At 69.4% G+C, this 18,683-nt stretch carries 21 protein-coding genes and 1 tRNA gene; 3 read left to right on the forward strand and 19 right to left on the reverse strand.

The features are described from left to right. Positions 1 to 10 precede the first annotated feature (10 nt). Positions 11 to 913 carry a 3-methyladenine DNA glycosylase gene (locus ACFUTX_RS07325; protein ID WP_378862052.1) on the forward strand — a complete coding sequence of 301 codons (903 nt, stop codon included), beginning with the start codon at positions 11 to 13 and terminating at the stop codon, positions 911 to 913. 1 nt (position 914) lies between these two features. On the opposite strand, the gene ACFUTX_RS07330 is transcribed toward ACFUTX_RS07325, so the two are convergent. The 9 genes from ACFUTX_RS07330 to ACFUTX_RS07370 all read right to left on the reverse strand — a co-directional run bounded on the left by ACFUTX_RS07330 (position 915) and on the right by ACFUTX_RS07370 (position 10,639). Further along, on the reverse strand, positions 915 to 2,087 hold the full coding sequence (locus ACFUTX_RS07330) for a glycoside hydrolase family 3 N-terminal domain-containing protein (RefSeq protein ID WP_378862055.1): 1,173 nt from the start codon (positions 2,085 to 2,087) through the stop codon (positions 915 to 917). A gap of 108 nt (positions 2,088 to 2,195) precedes the next feature. Then, positions 2,196 to 3,875 (reverse strand): acyl-CoA dehydrogenase family protein, encoded by a 1,680-nt coding sequence (locus ACFUTX_RS07335; RefSeq protein WP_378862058.1) that lies wholly within the window; start codon positions 3,873 to 3,875, stop codon positions 2,196 to 2,198. After that, a complete protein-coding gene (locus ACFUTX_RS07340) occupies positions 3,872 to 4,957 on the reverse strand; it encodes a putative zinc-binding metallopeptidase (RefSeq protein WP_378862061.1) in 1,086 nt (361 codons plus the stop codon). The genes ACFUTX_RS07335 and ACFUTX_RS07340 overlap by 4 nt, the downstream gene beginning before the upstream one ends. Then, entirely contained in the window at positions 4,954 to 5,436 is a 483-nt protein-coding gene (locus ACFUTX_RS07345; RefSeq protein WP_378862064.1) for a VOC family protein, read from the reverse strand. Before ACFUTX_RS07345 ends, ACFUTX_RS07340 begins: the two co-directional genes overlap by 4 nt. Before the next feature lie 128 nt (positions 5,437 to 5,564). Then, on the reverse strand, positions 5,565 to 6,146 hold the full coding sequence (locus ACFUTX_RS07350) for a SipW-dependent-type signal peptide-containing protein (protein ID WP_378862067.1): 582 nt from the start codon (positions 6,144 to 6,146) through the stop codon (positions 5,565 to 5,567). A 62-nt stretch (positions 6,147 to 6,208) separates the two neighbouring features. Beyond that, positions 6,209 to 8,242 carry a hypothetical protein gene (locus ACFUTX_RS07355; RefSeq protein ID WP_378862070.1) on the reverse strand — a complete coding sequence of 678 codons (2,034 nt, stop codon included), beginning with the start codon at positions 8,240 to 8,242 and terminating at the stop codon, positions 6,209 to 6,211. Further along, on the reverse strand, positions 8,239 to 9,447 hold the full coding sequence (locus ACFUTX_RS07360; protein ID WP_378862074.1) for a signal peptidase I: 1,209 nt from the start codon (positions 9,445 to 9,447) through the stop codon (positions 8,239 to 8,241). Before ACFUTX_RS07360 ends, ACFUTX_RS07355 begins: the two co-directional genes overlap by 4 nt. Then, positions 9,444 to 10,010 (reverse strand): SipW-dependent-type signal peptide-containing protein, encoded by a 567-nt coding sequence (locus tag ACFUTX_RS07365; RefSeq protein ID WP_378862077.1) that lies wholly within the window; start codon positions 10,008 to 10,010, stop codon positions 9,444 to 9,446. The genes ACFUTX_RS07360 and ACFUTX_RS07365 overlap by 4 nt, the downstream gene beginning before the upstream one ends. Before the next feature lie 62 nt (positions 10,011 to 10,072). Then, entirely contained in the window at positions 10,073 to 10,639 is a 567-nt protein-coding gene (locus ACFUTX_RS07370; RefSeq protein ID WP_378862080.1) for a SipW-dependent-type signal peptide-containing protein, read from the reverse strand. Positions 10,640 to 10,867: 228 nt separating this feature from the next. Here ACFUTX_RS07370 and ACFUTX_RS07375 point away from each other — a divergent pair, with 228 nt between their 5' ends. Further along, positions 10,868 to 11,233 carry a hypothetical protein gene (locus ACFUTX_RS07375; RefSeq protein ID WP_378862082.1) on the forward strand — a complete coding sequence of 122 codons (366 nt, stop codon included), beginning with the start codon at positions 10,868 to 10,870 and terminating at the stop codon, positions 11,231 to 11,233. 86 nt (positions 11,234 to 11,319) lie between these two features. Here ACFUTX_RS07375 and ACFUTX_RS07380 read toward each other — a convergent pair. From ACFUTX_RS07380 to rplU, 10 genes are all read right to left on the reverse strand, one after another. After that, a tRNA-Ala gene (locus ACFUTX_RS07380) sits at positions 11,320 to 11,395 on the reverse strand. Positions 11,396 to 11,461: 66 nt separating this feature from the next. Beyond that, positions 11,462 to 11,839: a ribosome silencing factor gene (gene rsfS, locus ACFUTX_RS07385; RefSeq protein WP_378862085.1), complete on the reverse strand. Its 378-nt coding sequence runs from the start codon at positions 11,837 to 11,839 to the stop codon at positions 11,462 to 11,464. Next, positions 11,839 to 12,693, reverse strand: coding sequence for a hypothetical protein (locus ACFUTX_RS07390; protein WP_378862088.1), 855 nt, complete (start codon positions 12,691 to 12,693; stop codon positions 11,839 to 11,841). The genes rsfS and ACFUTX_RS07390 overlap by 1 nt, the downstream gene beginning before the upstream one ends. Before the next feature lie 299 nt (positions 12,694 to 12,992). Continuing rightward, complete coding sequence (gene nadD / locus ACFUTX_RS07395) at positions 12,993 to 13,589, reverse strand: nicotinate-nucleotide adenylyltransferase (protein ID WP_378862091.1); 597 nt, start codon at positions 13,587 to 13,589, stop codon at positions 12,993 to 12,995. A 9-nt stretch (positions 13,590 to 13,598) separates the two neighbouring features. Next, a complete protein-coding gene (locus tag ACFUTX_RS07400; RefSeq protein ID WP_378862094.1) occupies positions 13,599 to 13,826 on the reverse strand; it encodes a hypothetical protein in 228 nt (75 codons plus the stop codon). A gap of 53 nt (positions 13,827 to 13,879) precedes the next feature. Next, on the reverse strand, positions 13,880 to 15,142 hold the full coding sequence (locus ACFUTX_RS07405) for a glutamate-5-semialdehyde dehydrogenase (RefSeq protein ID WP_378862097.1): 1,263 nt from the start codon (positions 15,140 to 15,142) through the stop codon (positions 13,880 to 13,882). Between the two features lie 4 nt (positions 15,143 to 15,146). After that, a complete protein-coding gene (gene proB, locus ACFUTX_RS07410; RefSeq protein ID WP_378862100.1) occupies positions 15,147 to 15,980 on the reverse strand; it encodes a glutamate 5-kinase in 834 nt (277 codons plus the stop codon). Continuing rightward, positions 15,977 to 17,485: a GTPase ObgE gene (obgE, locus tag ACFUTX_RS07415; RefSeq protein ID WP_378862103.1), complete on the reverse strand. Its 1,509-nt coding sequence runs from the start codon at positions 17,483 to 17,485 to the stop codon at positions 15,977 to 15,979. The genes proB and obgE overlap by 4 nt, the downstream gene beginning before the upstream one ends. A gap of 97 nt (positions 17,486 to 17,582) precedes the next feature. Then, positions 17,583 to 17,840 (reverse strand): 50S ribosomal protein L27, encoded by a 258-nt coding sequence (gene rpmA / locus ACFUTX_RS07420; protein ID WP_378862105.1) that lies wholly within the window; start codon positions 17,838 to 17,840, stop codon positions 17,583 to 17,585. Positions 17,841 to 17,858: 18 nt separating this feature from the next. Then, a complete protein-coding gene (gene rplU, locus ACFUTX_RS07425; RefSeq protein WP_164743541.1) occupies positions 17,859 to 18,167 on the reverse strand; it encodes a 50S ribosomal protein L21 in 309 nt (102 codons plus the stop codon). Between the two features lie 241 nt (positions 18,168 to 18,408). Between rplU and ACFUTX_RS07430 the strand changes: the two genes are divergently transcribed. After that, positions 18,409 to 18,681, forward strand: a complete 273-nt coding sequence (locus tag ACFUTX_RS07430; protein WP_378862108.1) for a DUF4031 domain-containing protein — start codon at positions 18,409 to 18,411, stop codon at positions 18,679 to 18,681. Positions 18,682 to 18,683: the final 2 nt, after the last annotated feature.

Below are 18,683 nucleotides of genomic sequence, written 5' to 3' on the forward strand. Positions count from 1 at the left end.
TTCAGCGCCCATGCCTAGGCCCGCGTATCCTCGAACGGTGTCCGCAGCCCTCGCCACCGCCGAGCTGCTCGGCGCGGCGCAGTGGCAGGAGCGGGACCGCGAACACCGGAAGCGCGCCGATGCGCTGACAAAGGCGCACCGGGAGCGGTCGACGCGAGGCGAGAAGCATCCCGTCGAAGACTTCCTGTTCACCTACTACTCCTACAAGCCTGCGATGCTCCGCCGCTGGCATCCGGGCGAGGGCGTCGAGCTGGCGGGTGCCGCCGGGTCCCCGCGCGCCGGCTGGCGCGGCTATCGAGCGGGCGACACGCCGGGCGGGGTGCGCGTGGACGGCGAGGGGATACGCGCGCAGCACGGAGTGCTCTTCGCCAACATCGGGCGAATCCTTCGGGCCACGGCGCAGCGCAGCGGCAGCTTCGGATGCTTCGGCCTGCACGAGTGGGCGATGGTCTATCGCGAGAGCGACCACCGTCATGCGGTGCCTCTGCGCCTGGGTCAGAAGGGGACGGACGCTGTCGTCGAGACGCACGATCTTCGCTGCACCCATTTCGACGCCTTCCGCTTCTTCACCCGTGAGGCCGTGCCGCGCAATCGAGATCCGCTGACACGGAACACCCAGTCGGCGCACGAACAGCCCGGGTGCCTGCACGCCGGCATGGACCTCTACAAGTGGGCGATGAAGCTCGGTCCGCTGGTGCCGGGCGAGGTGCTCCTCGACGCGTTCGAACTCGCGCGCGACATCAGGACTCTCGACATGAGGGCATCTCCGTACGACCTCGCTGCCTGGGGTTACGATCCCGTCCCCATCGAGACCGCCGAGGGCAAGGCCGAGTACGTGCGAGCGCAACGCGACTTCGCGCGTCGGGGCGAAGGCATCCGCTCCCGGCTCATCGAGGCGATCGGCGCCCCCTGACTCACTCGGCGGGCGCGCACGAGTCGCACGGCACCAGCCCGCGGCCTGCGGCCGCGAGGGCGACGCGAAGCGCAGCGACGCGGGTCGCCGCTTCCTCGAGTCGCTCGGGTGCCAGCTCACCGCTCTCCACCGCGGCGACGATGCCATCGACGATGCGGGTTGCGCTCTCCGGTGTCGAGAACATGACCGCGAGGACGAGATCGTTTCCCGCGGCCAGCGCGGTCACGGCATTGCGCACGGGGTCGGCGAACTCGTCGACGCCGGATGCCTGCAGCATCCCGAGATCGTCGGTCACGGCGACTCCGCGGAAGCCCAGCTCTTCGCGGGCGATGCGGTGCCATTCCTCGGAGAGGCTGGCCGGACGCGGGTCGACGGCGGTATACGAGAGATGACCGAACATCAGCAGGGGGGCGCCCGCCTCGATGCCGGCGGCGAAGGGCACTGCGTCGGCGGACTGCCATTCGGTCTTCGACATCGACGTAGCGGGAATGCCGGCGTGCGAGTCGCCCGGCGCCGCGCCATGCCCCGGGAAGTGCTTGAGCGTCGACATCGCCGAATAACCCTCGCCTGCGACAGCGGTCGTCACACGAGCGGCCGCCTCGCTCGGCGACGTGCCGAGCGCCCGACGGAAGATGAAGGACGCGGGGTCATCGGTCTCGTCGGCGACGATTCCGAAGTTCACTCCGATCCCGGCTCGCTGCACCAGCGCGGCGCGGGCGGCGAAGGCGTCCGCCGTCGCGTCGGGCGGCGCGTTCTTCAGCTCGACTGCGGAGGGGAACGAGTCCCACGGCAAGCGGGAGACGTCGCCACCCTCCTGATCGATCGCGAGCACCGGAGGGAACGCGGGGTCCAGGGTCAGAGCAGCGGTCAGGCCGCGGAGCGAGCCCTCGTCCGCCGGGATGTTCGCCCCCATGAGGATGAACCCGCCCAGGCCCTGAGTCTCCATGTACGCGCGCAGGGCGGACGGGTCGGTGGTCGGGATGTGGCCCATGACCACCGACGCGGCGCGCTCCCGCAGCGACATCGCCTCGACGTGGCGTGCCGCAGCGTCGGCGAGGTCGTCATCCGCCGCCTCGATCCGCACGACGGAAGCATCCGCGACCGGCGTGGCGTCGCTCGCCCAGGTTCGAGCCGGTCCCCCACCGACGACGAGCACACTCGCGAGAGCAGCCACGGTCACGAGACCAGAGAGGACCCTCTCCACCGCGCTTCGACGCCTACCTCCCACGCCCCCAGCCTAGGCGGCTGATCCGACGCGCGGGGAGGCGAGGGACGTGAACCGTCAATGTCTCGCGACGATCGCCGAGGCATCCGTCCCCGACGGGAGCACGCCGTACTGAGCACCGCGATCCTCGCCCAGACGCGCGGCGATGAACGCCTCCGCATCGGTCGACGGGGCATGTCTCACCATGAGCGACGCCTGGAACGCGAGGGCGAGCTGCTCGGACAACCGGCGCGCCCGGGCCTGACCGTCCGACGCGTCCGCGGTGCGGATGCCGCGCAGGTGCGCGACGGTGCGGGAGACGTGCGCGTCCAGCACGGCGGACGCACCCGCCGTCGTCGCCAGCTCCGCCTCGAACGCGTCGGCGGATTCCGGATCTCGATCCAGCGCGCGCAGGACGTCCAGGGCGATGATGTTCCCCGCACCTTCCCAGATCGCCATCACGGGCTGCTCGCGATAGCGGCGCGCCAGCGGGAACGCCTCCGTGTAGCCGTTGCCCCCGAGACACTCGAGAGCCTCATAGGCGTGCTGCGGACCCCGTTTGCACACCCAGTACTTCGACACGGGGGTCGCGAGGCGCCGCAGCGCGAGGTCGTGGACGGATGCCTCGGCCTCGAACATCTGCGCGAGGCGCAGGCCCGTGAGCATCGCAGCCTCCGCCTCGAGCGCCAGGTCCGCGAGGACAGCGGTCATGGCGGGCTGGTCGACCAGGGACGCGCCGAAGGCCTTCCGCCCGCGCGCATGCCACAGCGCCTCCGCGAGCGACTGCCGCATCCCGGCCGCCGTGCCGAGCACGCAGTCCAGCCGGGTGCGCTGCACCATCTCGATGATGGTGCGCACGCCGCGTCCCGGCTCCCCCACGATGAACCCGACGGTCCCGTCGAACTCCACTTCCGCGGACGCGTTCGATCGGTTGCCGAGCTTGTCTTTCAGGCGCTGCAGCCGGAACACGTTGCGCGCACCGTGCGGGAGGATCCGCGGGACGAACAGGCACGAGAGCCCCTCGTCGTCCGTACCGCGCCGCGTGTGCGCCAGGACGAGGAACCCATCCGACATGGGCGCGGAGCAGAACCACTTGTGCCCGGTCAGCTGATAGGCGTGGCCACCCATGGACACGCCCACCGTCGTCCCGGCACGCACATCCGAGCCGCCCTGCTTCTCGGTCATCGCCATCCCGATCAGGGCGCTGCGCTTCTCCTCGCCCCCGAGCAGCCTCGGGTCGTACTCCCGCGAGAGCATCCTCGGCACCCACTCCTCGGCGATCCACGGGGACGACTCGATCGAGGCCACAGCCGCATGCGTCATCGAGATCGGGCACGCGTGCCCCGGCTCCACCTGCGCGAAGAGCATGAACGTCGCCGCCCGGGCCACGTGCGCCGCGGGGCCGGGGTCGGCCCACGCCGACGTGTGCGCACCGTGAGCCACCGCGGCTGCGATGACACGGTGGTATGACGGGTCGTACTCGATCTCGTCGAGCCGGTACCCCCAGCGATCGTGAGTGTGGAGCGTGGGCGTGTGCACGTTCGCACGTTCCGCGTCCCGCTGGAACTCGAGCGACCCCACGAGCGACCCGACCGCGTGCAGCTGCGGCTCTGCCCCCGCGCCGCCGAAGGATCGCACGGCGGCGGCCAAGGGGCCGTTGTCGGCGTACTCATCGACGTCGACGCGCCATGCCGGCTGGTTCTCGACGTAATGCGTCGCCGCGCCGATCACGCGCTGCCCGCGCGAGAACGTCGTCACGACCGCTCCGCCTCTCGCGAGAACGCGATCGCGAACTGCTCTTCGAAGGTGAGGGGTGCGCGGGTGATGATGTCGTGGACGAAGGCGAGCTTATGGCGCACGGGGGTGACGATGGTGAACGGGTAGAGGTCGCCGAAACCCATGGACCGGTTGATCCGGTTGAAGGCCTGCGACATCCACTCCCAATCGCTCAGCAATCGCTGGATCGGCTCGGATCGGTAGGACTGCAAGGGGACGACGTCGGTGTCGCGCAGGTTGGTCACCGACGAATCGAGATGGATGCCGAGGACCGCAGCGGTCTGAAGAGTTCCGGTGATGTGCAGGTAGTGGGCGAACGTCTCGGCGAAGTCCTCCCAGGGATGCATCGTCGCGTACTCGGAGATGAAGCCCTCTTGCCAATCCGCCGGAGCACCCAGCTTGTAGTGGCGGGAGAGGGCCTCCTTGTAGCTCGCGCGCTCGTCGCCGAACAGCGCCCGGCACTGCGCCCAGCTCTCGTCATCGGTGAGCAGGACGTTCTGGTAGTAGTGGCCGACCTCGTGCCGGAGGTGGCCGAGGATCGTCCGGTACGGCTCGCCCAGCCGCACTCTGAGCGCCTCTCTCCGGTCGTCGAGATTCTCGGCGAGATCGATCGTGATGATCCCGTTCGCGTGCCCGATCATCACCGGCTTTCCATCGGTCAGGCTGGAGATCAGATCGAAGCCGAGTCCGCCCGGATGGGAGTCCCAGGGCGCGATCGGCAGGCCGAGGTCGCCCAGCTGAAGGAGCAGACGGCGCTTCGCCTCTTCCGTCTTGGCGAGCTTCTCGAGTGCCACGGTGTCGTCGGACTCGGGTTGCCGGCGAGTGAGGCGGCACGAGAAGCATCGTCCGGCCGGCGCATCCTCGCGCACGAGCCAGTTGCACGCCCACTCCCGGTTCGAGCAGGTGTACCAGGTCTTGTCGTCGATCACCACGTGCCCGTTGCGCACGCCGTAGAACTGGCGCGTGACGATGTGATACCCGAGCTCCGCCTCGCAGTTCGGGCACACCAGCGTGTCCAGGTAGACGAAGTGCCGGCAGTGCGGGCAGCGCGGCTGAGAGCTCACGGTCTCACCGTAGCGGCCGCCGCTTCGAGGGCAGCGATGTCGATCCGGTGCATGCCGAGCATCGCCTGCACGGCGCGGTGCGCTGTGTCGGGGTCGGGATGCCGGATCAGCTCGATGAGTCGATCCGGGATGATCTGCCACGACAGCCCCCAGCGGTCCTTCAACCATCCGCACGGCTGCTCCTGTCCGCCGTCAGCGGTGAGCGCATCCCAGTAGCGGTCGACCTCCGCCTGGTCGGCACACGAGACGTACAGAGAGATCGCTTCTGTGAACGGGAACTGGGGGCCGGCGTCCATCGCGAAGTAGTCGCGGCCCGCGAGGGTGAAATGGGCGTGCATCACCTTGCCGCCCATGCCCGGGACCTCGTCGGGGTATCTGCCGAGTGACAGGATCTGCGAGTCGGGGATCAGCTCCGTGTAGAACGCGATCGCCGCCTCCGCGTCCTTGTCGAACCAGAGGAACGGTGTGGCAGCGGTCATCGGGGCCTCCCAGCGTCGGGACCAAGCGTCCCCCGCCTCGACGGCGCGGTCAACGCCTTGACGCGACCGCGCGGGGCGAGGCCACGGTGGGCGGTCACCGAGACGGTCGAACAGGACGTCGCCAGCCCTCAGTCATCGGAGATGCCCGTGAAACCCCAGCTGGCCGTTCCGGTCAGCCCGCTGACCTCGGAGCCGGCGGATGGACGGATGCGCACCTCGAAGCAGATTCCCACGTCGTCGAGCGCCGGCCCGATCGGGAAGACCGCGGGCGCCGGCGGATCATCGTCGATCGGCTCCCATCGCGACGGGCCCCCGGCGATGAAGACGGAGTCGAATGACGTGAAGGCGGCCGGCCCGCACAGTGCGTCGGTCATGGGCGGCCCGGTGCGCACCGCGCGGTACTCCAGGAAGTTCGTCAGGTCGCCGGAGCGCGCGACATCCGTCAGTCTCACGGTGCCGGGGACGGTGGTCTGCAAGCTGGTGCGCAGGTTCATCCAGGCGAAATAGCTCGTGCCGGTCACCATGGCGTCCGCCCCGAAGCGCAGTGACGAACCGGGTGGCTGGGGCGAATTGCCCCAGGGTGAGGTCGACGTCTCGGACTCCAGCACCCACACCGGGCTCGAGAACGACGCCGTCGCCAGCTCCGAGTCGTTCCATGCGGCCGTCGTCGCGACGTAGCCGACCCCGAGGACAGCGCCGGCCGCCAGCACGGCGCGGATCTGACGGCGATGCTCGCGCCGTCTGCCCCGCCGAGGCGCTCTGGTTCCGTCACTCAGCCGAGGACTGCGATGAAGGAGTCGTACCATGACGCACCGATCTTGGTGGCGGTGTGGGCCAAGCGGACTCGGGCGGGTGCGTAGAAGAATCCCCCGGCCGATCCCACTCCGAGCCCGCCGGTGTCGTTGAGGCCGGCGAACTGCACGGAACCGTCGGCCAGCAGGAACAGAGTTCCATCGTTTCCCATCGCGATGTCCGTGACCACGTTGCCGAGCGGAAGGGCGACCGAAGTGAGCGTGGCGCCCGGGCTGCTGGAGTTGCCCACACCGGAGGCCCCGCTCGTGTTTGCCCCGAGCGCGTAGGCGGTCCCGTCGGTCATGAGGACCAGCATCCGGTACTGCCGCACGAAGACCTTCGCGGCAGTCTTTCCCGGCGGGAGCGCCTTCTGGGTCAGGTAGAAGGTTCCGCTGCCGCCGTAGGCTGCCGTGCCGGCGGTGTACAGCCGCCCGTCGCTGGTCACCACCGCGGAGGATTCCCAGCCGATCCCGCCCGAGGTCACTCCGGTGATCGGTGTGCCGGGCCCGGTGAGCATGATGCGCCCGGCCGCACCGTTCGCGGCGCTCACGGGCGCTCCCTGGGCGCTGTACCCGTACGGGTCCTGACCGGCGACCATCGCCTGGCCGTCGCTGAGCACCATCAGCACCGATCCGAACGGATTGACTTCCGCGGTGAGGGCGGGCGCGGGCATCGTGTACCTGTCGCTGACGCGCTGCCAATACCGGGTGTTGACGTAGCCGGCGCCGAAGCCGGAGCCCTCCGCGTCCCCGGTTGCCCACACACCCCCGGACGCGTCGACGGCCATGGACGAGAGCTGGTCGGTACCGGTTCCGATGTAGGTGATTCCGCCGAGCTGCTGCCCGGGTGCGGTGAGCGCTGCCACGACATCGGGACGGGTCGTCGTCGTGCCGTCACCGAGGGTGCCCGAGGCGTTGTAGCCGCGCGCCCACAGGTTGCCGTTCTGGTCAGCGTAGAGAAGAGCGGAATAGCTGGACCCGAGGGCGGTGGCGCCGCTGATGTCCAGGTTGTCCCACAGCGGGACCGCACTCGTGCGAGCAACCGTCCGGTTGTCCGATCCGGTCTGGCCCTCGACGGAGTAGCCCCATGCCACGAGCGGTACGGAGGTGACCGGGGCAGCGCTGAGCACGGTGAAGGCTCGCGCCGACGCGGCCCGGACCGGGCCGGCTGCGGGCTGGGACCGATTCGCGACGACTCGGAAGGTGACGGTGCCGGTGTCGCTCGTCGTGAACGTGCCGGTGCTGAGGTTGGCGCTCGGCCCCGATTCGAACGCCAGCCCGTCCGGGAGAGTGATCGTGACCGGAGTACCGGGGACGGGGGCGCCGGTGCCGCGCTCTGTCAGGGTGACTGTGTACTCGGGAGTGCGCCGGCGGTCCTGCTGGCCGGCGAGAAGGGACGACGTGGCCGCCGTCCCGACAGGGATCACCCGATCGATGGGCGCGGTGGCGGCCGTGATGCCGCTGAAGGAAAGGACGTGGGCCAGGTCGCACGTGGCGGACCCGGGCGCGCCCGCGATGGAGCCGATCGAGATCGTGCGGGAGGCCGACGGAGGCGAGACCCACGATGTTCCGGCGCGCGTCGCGACGGACCCGACGAGAGACGTGTCGACCAGCCGTCCGAAGACCGGCTCCAACTCGGCCGGCGTGACGGTGAAGCTGTAGGTATAGAGCCCCGCGGCCGGACCCGATCGCTGGACGCTCCCGGTGGGAACCGTGAAGGTGGTGGATCCCGAGCCGAGGGTCGCGAGCATGAATCCGGCGTCGTCGAGCGGCGAGGTCCACGTGAGGCCCAGTGCGCTCAGTGCGCCGTTCGCTCCCTCGTTCACGGTGGTGCAGTCGGTGAGGACGGGGGCTTCCAGGCTTCCTGCGGTGACCGACCCGCCGGCGTACTGCGCGTCGACCCAGGCGGCGTCCGTCGCGCCGATGATCGCCGGCTGCCCAGGCGCACCGACAGTCAGCGCCGCGAGGAGCAGCGCCGTGAGCGGCAGTGAGGCGCGTCGCGATCGTCGATTCATGGGCGGATGCTCCGTCTCGACGACGCACGAACGACGAGGGCGATCCCGAGTCCGAGGAGCAGTGCGGCGGGTGCAGCCAGCAGCGCGGCGCTTCCCCCTCCCGTCTCGGCGAGGGGCGGTTGCCCATCCACTCCGGTGTCGACGGTCTCCCCCGCCGCCGTCGCGCGGACGGTCACCGAGGCGCCCACATCGGGCGCGGCGTCGGGCAGCGGAGTCGCTGTCAGCGAGATGCGCAGGTACACGGCATCCGGAGTCGGTGACGTCCACAGCGCCTGCCGGGTGCCGTCCACCGCCACGGCTGCCTCCGCGAAGAGCACCCGCTCATCCGCCGCGCACGTGCCGGTCACCGCCCATGGGGTGGGGCACGACCGGACTTCGGCGCGAAGACCGAACTCGGCGTCTCCCGTCGACGAGAAGGAGATGCTCAACTCTCCGTCGTCGGGCGCGCGGCGAGCGTCGACGTCGAGATGCCAGTACAGCGGGGCGGCGGGGTCGAGCTGCTGCACACCGGCCCCCTCGAGGTCCGAGCGCACCGCCAGGTAGTTTCCGGTGGATGCTTCGGCCGACGTTGCGTGCGGAGCAAAGACCGGGGCAACGCCGCTTCCGACGATCAGAAGCACCGCCACCACCCCTCGCGCTCGCGACGCGGCCCCGGATGCCTCGGCGGACTGTCGGCGCGTAGGCGCCTCCTCGCCCTCGATGCGACGAGGCCAGAAAGCCCATGAGACGAGGACGGCGGCGCCGATGGTGATGCCGCCGAGCACGAGCGGATTGCCGAGAAGCGCAACCGCCGGGGCGATGTACGGGACCGACCCGCGCACGATCCTGACGTCGCGAACGGTGTAGGGCAGCGGGTCGTCGACCGCGTTCGCGTCGCCGCGAAGGATGAGGATCCGCTCGTCGTCGGAGGGTCCTTCCTCGATCACCCGGATGCGGTGCGTGATCGGAAGCGCGCCGGGCCGTTCCACCGTGACGACATCACCCACGTGGACGTCGGTGGCCGCCACCTGTTGCACCAGCGCCACCGACCCCGCAGGAATGGCCGGGGCCATCGAGCCCGTCTTGAACAGGATGAGCGAGTACCCGCCGGTGAAGGCGAGGACGACGAGAACGATGCAGGCGAGCCCGCCCAGTGCAGCGCACGTCAGCAGCACCTCACGGGTCACACGACCCGTGCGGCGCAGCCCGTCCGCGACTCTGCTCATCCGGAGCTCCCGCTGAAGATCCATACTGGGGTGAGCGACGCGCTCTGCGCTGCGGCCGGAGCGTCGACGGGGAGAGTCAGCACGATGCAGAAGGTGACGGTGTTCGCGCCGGCTGGCTGGAGCGGCTCGGGGGGAAGGCTGGGCACCGAGTCGAGACCTACGACTTCGGTACCGGGAGTTCCGATGGTGCACGCGCCCGGTGTCGGGCTCGGTGATGCCGCCGCCGATACGCGGACCCGCAGGGTGTCGCGCAGAACCTCCTCGGGGCTGCCTGGAACGATGTCGCCCAGGTCCACCCCGCTGAGCGAGACGGTTCCCGGCACGGAGCCCGTGGACTGTACCTGAACCCACCCGGCCGTGGCCTCGCCAGGGAACAGCGGCGCGGTGGGCCACGCGATCGTCGCGGGATCGCCCGCGTCGTGCCGGACGAACGGGTCCTCCGTCGTCCGCGACGACAGGGCGAACGTGCCGGCGCGGAAGTCGGCACGGCCGAACTCCGCGGCCGACCAGGCGGCGAGCACTCCTGTCGCCGCCACTCCCCCGACGAGCGCAGCTGCGAGCACCGCGCGGATGCGCCGGAACGCGCCTCGGTAGGGCGCCTTCCTCGCAGCTGGTGGTCGTCGGGTTACTGCGACGCGGCGTCCCACTGCCAGACCGCCGTGCCGGTGGCGCCCTGTTCGACGGCGCCGGCGGTGACCTGCAGGCAGAGGTAGACGACATCGCCCGGCGTCAGGCTCGTCGGCACCGGGGTGCCGGCGGCGAACGCGGCGGAATCGCAGCCGAAGGACGCGGTGGCCACCGACGCGAAGGTCAGGAACCCGTCCAGACTTCCCGTGACGACCGGCGGCACTTCGGTGAGGCTCGCCGGCGACGTCGTGGCCGCGGTGAGTCGCACGGCGAACGGCGCGTAGACCACATCGTCGGGAGCGAGGTTGTCGAACCCCGTGGTGAACGTCAGCGAGGCCGCCTCACCCTCGGTCGCATGATCGGCCCACGTCGCGCCGTCCGTCGAGCCTTCGAACTCGAACGTGCCGGCAGCGAAATCGGATGTCGCGAACTCGGAGTCGTTCCAGGCAGCGAGTGTCACGGCTGCGCCGACGCCGAGCACGAGCCCGCCGGCGAGAAGCGCCGAGATCCTTCGGCGGTTGAGAGTGAAGCGGTCAGAGGCTGGCCGGATCGGGTTCTGTTCCATGGTTCCTCCTCAGTTCAGCACCATTGCTGTACCAAGACCGCACCACCGCAGTACCCGAAGATCGCGGCGAGACGATCCGGGACCGGAGGTGCCCTATCGGAAGGAACCCTCCGATCACTCGACAGGCTAGCGACCTCCACCGAGGAGCGTAACCCCCCTCCCGGACGGGACGAGCGGAGGATGCCTCGGTCGACGACATCCGCCTTCAGGGCGCCCGAAGGATCGGCCATGATGGTCGCAGACACGGGAGAAGAGCGAGGGATGAGGGCGTTTCTGTTCGCCGCCGCCATCGGGGTCACGGTGGTGATTTCGGGGTGCACGGCGGTCGCCGAGGTGGAATCCGTACCCCGCTCGAGCGCGACACCGTCGGCGTCGATGACTGCGGCTCCTGCGCCCGGGCGTACTCTCGCAAGCGCCGTCGCGAAGCCTTTCAGGACCGGGTTCGACTGCACGGCCGACGCCCACGCGATCGATGATGAGGAGCGCTCGGACTTCGTGAATTACTTCTTCGATTCGCCGCGGGCGGTCTGGACGACGGGCGCGCACATGGGGTGGTGCGAGTGGCGGATCATCCCACGGGAACCCACCGGCTGATGACGCGCTCCTGAAGACCGCGCGGCCCCGACCCGAACTCGGCGGAAAGCAAGAAGCCCGCGGGGTTCGCGGGCTTCTTCATCTCTTGGTGGACCTGAGGGGACTCGAACCCCTGACCCCCTGCATGCCATGCAGGTGCGCTACCAGCTGCGCCACAGGCCCTTGGTTGTCGCCCCGCGGGGCAACCAGACCAGCTTACAACACCTCGAGGTGTGCTTCGAACCAGCGTCACTCCGCCGAAGCGGCCGCCGGAAGCTCGATGGGAACGACCGGGCAATCCTTCCACAGTCGCTCGAGACCGTAGTAGACCCGCTCCTGCTCGTGGAACACGTGCACCACCAGATCGCCGAAGTCCAGCAGCACCCAGCGGGCCTCCTGCCGGCCTTCCCGCCGCAACCGCTTGTGTCCTGCCTCGACCAGCTTGTCTTCGACCTCGTCGGCGATCGCGGCGACGTTGCGCTCGCTGCGACCCGTCACCAGAAGAAAGACGTCCACGAGCGGAAGCGGCTCTGACACGTCCAGCGCGATCAAGTCCTCTCCGCCCTTCGCGTCGGCGGCGACGGCCGCGATCTGCAGCATGCCGCGGGAGGATTCGGATGCCGTCATCACAGCGCTCCTGTCACGAAGGCGAGGATCAGCACGCCGACCAGCGCGAGGGCGAGCGCACCAGCGGTGATGGCGAGTGTGAGCATCAACCGACTCCCCTTCTCAGGGGCAGGCGGCCGGATGACCTCGCCGGCGGTCTTGACCGTGCTGATCGCGGCGCTGGCCGCAATCGGGGTCGGTGACGAGTGTGCGGGGAGTTCCCCGTCGATGAGGGCAGCGTCGACCTCTTTGCCGTCCGCCGTTCCACGCGCGTGTCCGGTCGAACCGAGGCCCTCGGGAAGGTTCAGCGTGCCGGTGATCAGGACCTCCCCCGTCGCGCTGAGCGGAGCGATCGGCGCGACTTCCGGCGCTTGCGAAAGAATCAGCGCATTCGGCACCGACACGGCCCCGGTCGAGCGCGCGAGAAGCTGGTCGAACGACGGAGGCAGATCGGCGCGCTCCGGTTCCCCGGCGAGGAGCCCGGCCCCGAACATCGGGTTGACCACACGTTCCTTCTGTTCGTCCTCGGTCTCCGCCTCCGCCTCCGCCGCCACGTCGGCGTCGGCCTCTGCCGCCGACTCCTCGATCTCCTCGGGGAGGGCAGCGGCCTCGTCCTCGGCGTCCGCGGTCACGACGGCTGCGGATGAGGGCGCCAAGCCGAAGAGGTCGTGCATGCCGCGCGGCCCGGCCGGCGCCTGCGCCGTGCTGACCGGCTGAGGCTCTGTCAGCGGTGTGTCGGCAGGCATGGAGCCCGCATGGGCTGCGGCGACCTCAGGAGTGATCACCGGGACGGAAGCGGTGCGGATGCGCTCCTGCTGCCTGGCCTGCCGGCGGGTCAGGGGCGATGCTCCGAGGTCGACCGCGGAATCCGCCACCGGGACGGCACCGACGGCCACCGGCTGGGCGGGACGCGCCAGAGGCGCTGCGGGAACGACGGCCGGCGCGTCGGACGGCGAATCAGCCGGGTCGGAATCCGGCCGCGGCGACTCGTCAACCGAGCTTTCGGAGGCGGATCGAGGCGCTGAGGAGGTGGAGTCGGGGGTCGATGGAGCGGGAGACGACGAGTCATCGTCGGACGGACCGTCGACAGTGATGACGGGAGTCGATCCCGTGTTGCGGATCTCACGCAGTTGCTTGCGGGTCAGCGGTGGGTTCGCCGGCTGCTCGGGTGTCGTCATTCCTTGCTCCGGTAGAGATGATGCTTCGCAATGTATTGGACCACCCCGTCGGGGACGAGGTACCACACCGGGTGGCCTCGACCCACGCGGTCGCGGCAGTCCGTGGACGAGATGGCGAGGGCGGGGATCTCCAGCTGGCTCACGTCTTCGGTGGGCAGGCCGTCCGTGCTGAGCACGTGTCCGGGACGGGACACCGCGACGAAGTGGGCGAGGTCCCACAACTCATCATGGTCCCTCCAGCTGAGAATTTGGGCGATGGCGTCGGCACCGGTGATGAAATACAGCTCGGCGTCGGGCCGCTCCGCTTTGAGATCCCGGAGGGTGTCGATCGTGTACGTCGGGCCGGAACGGTCGATGTCGACTCGGCTGACGGTGAAGCGGGGGTTCGACGCGGTCGCGATGACCGTCATCAGATATCGGTGCTCGCTGTGCGAGACATCCGATTTCTGCCACGGCTGCCCCGTCGGGACGAACACGACCTCATCGAGGTCGAACCACTGGGCCACCTCGCTCGCTGCCACGAGGTGTCCGTGATGGATGGGATCGAACGTCCCACCCATCACCCCGACCCGGGGGGTCGCCGTCACCGACATGCAGTCGGCCTAGTGGCCGTGCCCCGCCTGGTGGACGTGAACATCGTCGGCGTGCGCGCGGGCGTAGGCCTCGGCTTTATTGGCGTGCCGGTTGGCGACGTTGCGGTACGAGGCGGTCACGAGCGCGAGGGCGGTGAAGACAGCGACCGCCACGAGGCCGTACCCCACGGTCTCGAGAGCGACGTTGCCGTGCTCAGACTCTTCGGCGGCGAGGGCGACGATCGTGGCGATGGTCATTCGGGCTCCGTTCGTGGTCCGCCGATGAGGCGGGAGGACTCCAGTTTATTCCGTCAGGCGCGGACTTGCCCGACGCCTCGCGCGAGCCACTTGGTACTGGTCAGCTCGGAAAGGCCCATCGGACCGCGCGCGTGGAGCTTCTGCGTCGAGATGCCCACCTCGGCACCGAACCCGAACTCGGCGCCATCGGTGAACCGGGTGGACGCGTTTGCCATCACGACGGCCGAGTCGACCTCTGCCAGGAACCGCTCCGCGTTCACCGGATCCTGCGTGATGATCGACTCCGTATGGTGCGTGGAGTAGCGGCGAATGTGCTCCAGAGCTTGGTCGAGATCCTCCACGACGCGCATCGACACGTCGAGCGACAGGTACTCGGTGGCCCAGTCCTCGTCGGTGGCCGGGACGACGCCGTCCGTGAGAGCCGCGACGGTCTGATCGCCGTGGACGGTCACTCCGCTCGCCTGCAGCGCCCCGACGACCGGCGGCACGAGCCGGGGTGCGGCGTCGCCGATCACCAGAACCGTCTCGACCGCGTTGCAGACGCTCGGACGCTGTGTCTTGGCGTTCACGATGATGTCGCGCGCCCACTCCAGAGGCGCCGACTCGTCGAGCACGATGTGGACCACACCGGCGCCCGTCTCGATGACCGGCACCGAGGACTCGGTGACCACGGTCTCGATGAGCTGCGCACTCCCCCTCGGGACGAGCACGTCGATGATCCCCCGCGCCTGCATCAGGTCGCGCGCGCCTTCTCGGCCGAAGTCGTCGACGGTCTGCACGGCCTCGGGATTGATCCCCGCCTCGGCCAGCGCCCCGCGCATCGCGTGCACCAGCGCCGCATTGGTGCGCTCCGCGGCGGAGCCTCCCCGGAGGACGACGGCGTTGCCCGAACGCAGTGCGAGCGCGGCGATGTCGACGGTCACGTTGGGTCGCGCCTCGTAGATCGAGCCGACGACACCGAACGGAACCGACACCTTGGTCAGCGAGACTCCGTTCGGGAGAGTGCGCTCTTCGAGCACCCGGCCCACCGGGTCGGGGAGCCGGGCGATGTCGCGAACGGCCGATGCGAGCGCCGACACGCGCGGCCCGTCCAGGCGGAGCCGATCCTGCAGCGCTTCCGAGAGGCCGCCGGCGCGACCGCGAGCGAGATCCTCCGCGTTCGCGGCCACCACCTCGTCCGCTGCTCGTTCGATGGCCGCGGCGATCGACTCCAGGGCTTCGCGCTTCTGCGCATCGTCGAGCAGGCCGACGCTGCGCGAGGCCTCTTTGGCCAGAAGCATCCTCTCGCGCGCGGTCGTGGCTGTGGTCGTCGTCATCCGCTCAGTTTATCGACGCGGTGCGCACCGGGCCCGTCGCCGCGGGCGCGGTCGGCTCCGGGTTGGGCTCGAACCACGTGCCGATCCGGGCGCCCGTCAGCGCCTCTCCGACGAGGTCGGCGCTCGTGACGAGGACGCCGATTCCGGATGCCGCGGCCAGCCGAGCCGCGGACACCTTCGTTGCTGCTCCCCCGGTGCCGACGCTGTTCACGACCACCGATCCGAATTCGAAGCCGTGGAGGTCGTCGCCGTAGGCGACACGGTGGATCGGCTGGGCTCCGGGCTCGCCGGGCGGGCGGGTGTACAGGCATTCGATGTCGCTGAGGAGCACGAGCGCGTCGGCGCCGATGAGCTGGGCGACCATTGCCGCGAGACGGTCGTTGTCGCCGAAGCGGATCTCATGCGTGGCCACCGTGTCGTTCTCGTTCACGATCGGGAGGATGCGGAGTCCGAGCAGGCGTTCCATGGCGCGCCGGGCGTTGGAACGGTGAGTCGGGTTCTCGAGGTCTCCGGCCGTGAGGAGCACCTGGCCGGCCACGATGTCGAAGGGGCGCAGCGCCGCCTGATAGCGGTAGATGAGCACGTTCTGCCCGACCGCCGCGGCGGCCTGCTGCGTCGCCAGATCGCTCGGCCTCTCGTCGAGCAGGAGGAACGGCATCCCGGTCGCGATGGCGCCGGACGAGACGAGGACCACCTCGGTCCCCCGACCGTGCGCGGCCGCGAGGGCATCGACGATCGGACCGATCTTCTCGGCGTTGTCGCCGCTGATCGACGACGAACCCACCTTGACGACGACCCTTCGCGCTGTCGCCAGGTCCGCACGCTGGAACACGGTCATGCGTCGCCCTCGTCATCCTCCGCGCGCGAGCCCAGCCGCTCCGCCTCGAGTTCGGCGCGGGCCTGGGCCTTGGCGTCCATCATGTCGTGGTAGCGCTCGCGACGCTCCGAGGTCGTGCGGCGCGGGTTCTGGACCAGTCGCGGATCCGTTCCGCGAGGAGCCGTCGCGAGTTCCGCGGCCGAAGACAGCGACGGGTCCCAGTCGAAGACGACGCCGTCGCCCTCTCCGATCACGACGGTCGCGCCGGGGGTGGCTCCCGCACGGAAGAGCTCGTCCTCCACGCCCAGCCGTTCCAGGCGATCGGCCAGGTAGCCGACGGCCTCCTCGTTCTGGAAATCGGTCTGCTGAACCCACCGCAGCGGCTTGTCGCCGAGGATCCGGTACACGTTTCCGTAGGTGCCGCCTTCGACCCGGATCCAGAAGTCCTTCTGCGACCCCTTGGGCCTGATCACGATGCGCTCGGGTGCGGGCATCGCGGCCGCCTCGGCACGGTGCGCGCCGACGATGTCACCGAGGGCGAACGTGAGCTGACGCAGACCCTCGTGACTGACCGTCGAGATCTCGAACACACGGAAGCCACGCGCCTCGAGCTCGGGACGCACCAGATCGGCGAGATCTTTCGCCTCAGGGACGTCGACCTTGTTCAGCGCGACGAGCTGAGGACGCTCCAGGAGCGGAACCTGACCCTCCGGGACCGGGTAGGCGCCGAGTTCGGCGAGGATCACATCGAGGTCGGTGAGCGGGTCGCGTCCCGGGTCGAGGGTGGCGCAGTCGAGGACGTGCACGAGCGCGGTACAGCGCTCGACGTGGCGCAGGAACTCGAGCCCGAGCCCCTTGCCCTCGCTCGCCCCTTCGATGAGGCCGGGCACATCGGCGACGGTGTAGCGGACTTCGCCCGCCTGAACCACTCCGAGATTCGGGTGCAGGGTCGTGAACGGGTATTCGGCGATCTTCGGCCGCGCAGCCGAGATCGCGGCGATGAGACTGGACTTGCCGGCGGAGGGGAAGCCGACGAGCGCCACATCGGCCACCGTCTTCAGTTCGAGGAGGATGTCGCCTTCCCAGCCGGGCGTGCCGAGAAGCGCGAAGCCCGGCGCCTTGCGCTTCGGGTTGGCCAGGGCGGCGTTTCCCAGGCCCCCGAGACCGCCCGGCGCCACGACGAATCGCATGCCCGGTTCGATCATGTCGACGAGCAGGTCGCCCGACACGTCCTTCACCACCGTGCCGACAGGCACCGGCAGTTCGAGCGACTCGCCCGCGGCGCCCGAGCGGTGGTCGCCCATTCCGAACCCGCCGTTCCCGCTCGAGCGGTGCGGCGAGTGGTGGTACGACAGCAGCGTCGTCACCTGCGGATCGGCGACCAGCACGATGTCGCCGCCGTGACCGCCATTTCCGCCGTCGGGACCCGCGAGGGGCTTGAACTTCTCACGCCGCACGGAAACGCAGCCGTTGCCGCCCTTGCCGGCACGCAGGTGCAGCGTCACACGATCGACGAACGTGACCACGCGATCCCCCTCACGAAGGTTCCTGGGTCAGACCCAGGGTAAAGGGAAGGGGCGAGCCGAAGCCCGCCCCTTCCTCGAGAACTGAACAGCGCGTGGATTACTCCGCCGCCGCCACGATGTTGACGACCTTGCGGCCGCCCTTCTGGCCGAACTCGACCGCACCGGCGGCCAGTGCGAACAGCGTGTCGTCGCCACCGCGGCCGACGTTGGCGCCGGGGTGGAAGTGGGTGCCACGCTGGCGGACGATGATCTCGCCGGCGTTGACGACCTGGCCGCCGAAGCGCTTCACGCCCAGTCGCTGAGCGTTGGAGTCACGACCGTTGCGGGTGGAGCTTGCGCCCTTTTTGTGTGCCATCTGCGTCTCTTCCTGGACTTACTTGATGCCGGTGACCTTGACGCGCGTGAGGTCCTGACGGTGCCCCTGGCGCTTCTTGTATCCGGTCTTGTTCTTGAACTTCTGGATCACGATCTTGGGGCCGCGCTCCTCGCCGAGCACCTCGGCCGTCACGGTCACCTTCGCGAGCTTGTCGGCGTCAGTCGTGACAGCGTCGCCGTCAACGAGCAGGACCGCGGGAAGCTGGATCTTGTCGCCGATCTTGGCGGCCTGGCGGTCCAGAACGACGATCGTGCCGACCTCGACCTTCTCCTGCCGGCCACCGGCGCGCACAACTGCGTAAACCACTTCACACCTGTTTCTACTGGATTGGAGCGCACGGCTCCGGTTGTCTTTGCGAGACTCTGCTCTTGCGAGAAGAGGAAGTCCTTGGTGCGGGAGCGACGGCTCCAGCCGGCTGCTGAGCCTGTCGGGCATCGCCATCAGCCTGCGAAACGGGACGCACCAAAGGACCACTTTACCGGATGCCGCGACCAGCCGCAAAAGCGCGGCCGGCCGGGCTGCGGGATCCGGTGATTAGGATCACGACGTGGCGATCCTCATCGACGACCCCCGCTGGCCCGCTCACGGCAGGCTGTGGGCTCATCTGGTGAGCGACTCCGACCTTGAAGAACTGCACGCGTTCGCTGCGGCGAACGGCATTCCGCGCCGCGGCTTCGACCTCGACCACTACGACGTCCCGGACGAAGCCCACGCCCGGCTGATCGCGGCAGGCGCGCAGCACGTCACCGGTCACGAACTCGTTCGCAGGCTCATCGCCTCAGGACTGAGGGTCACCGCCCGCGAGCGTCGTGGACGCTGAGC

Source organism: Microbacterium sp. NPDC057407, from assembly GCF_042803895.1.
Lineage (GTDB): Bacteria > Actinomycetota > Actinomycetes > Actinomycetales > Microbacteriaceae > Microbacterium.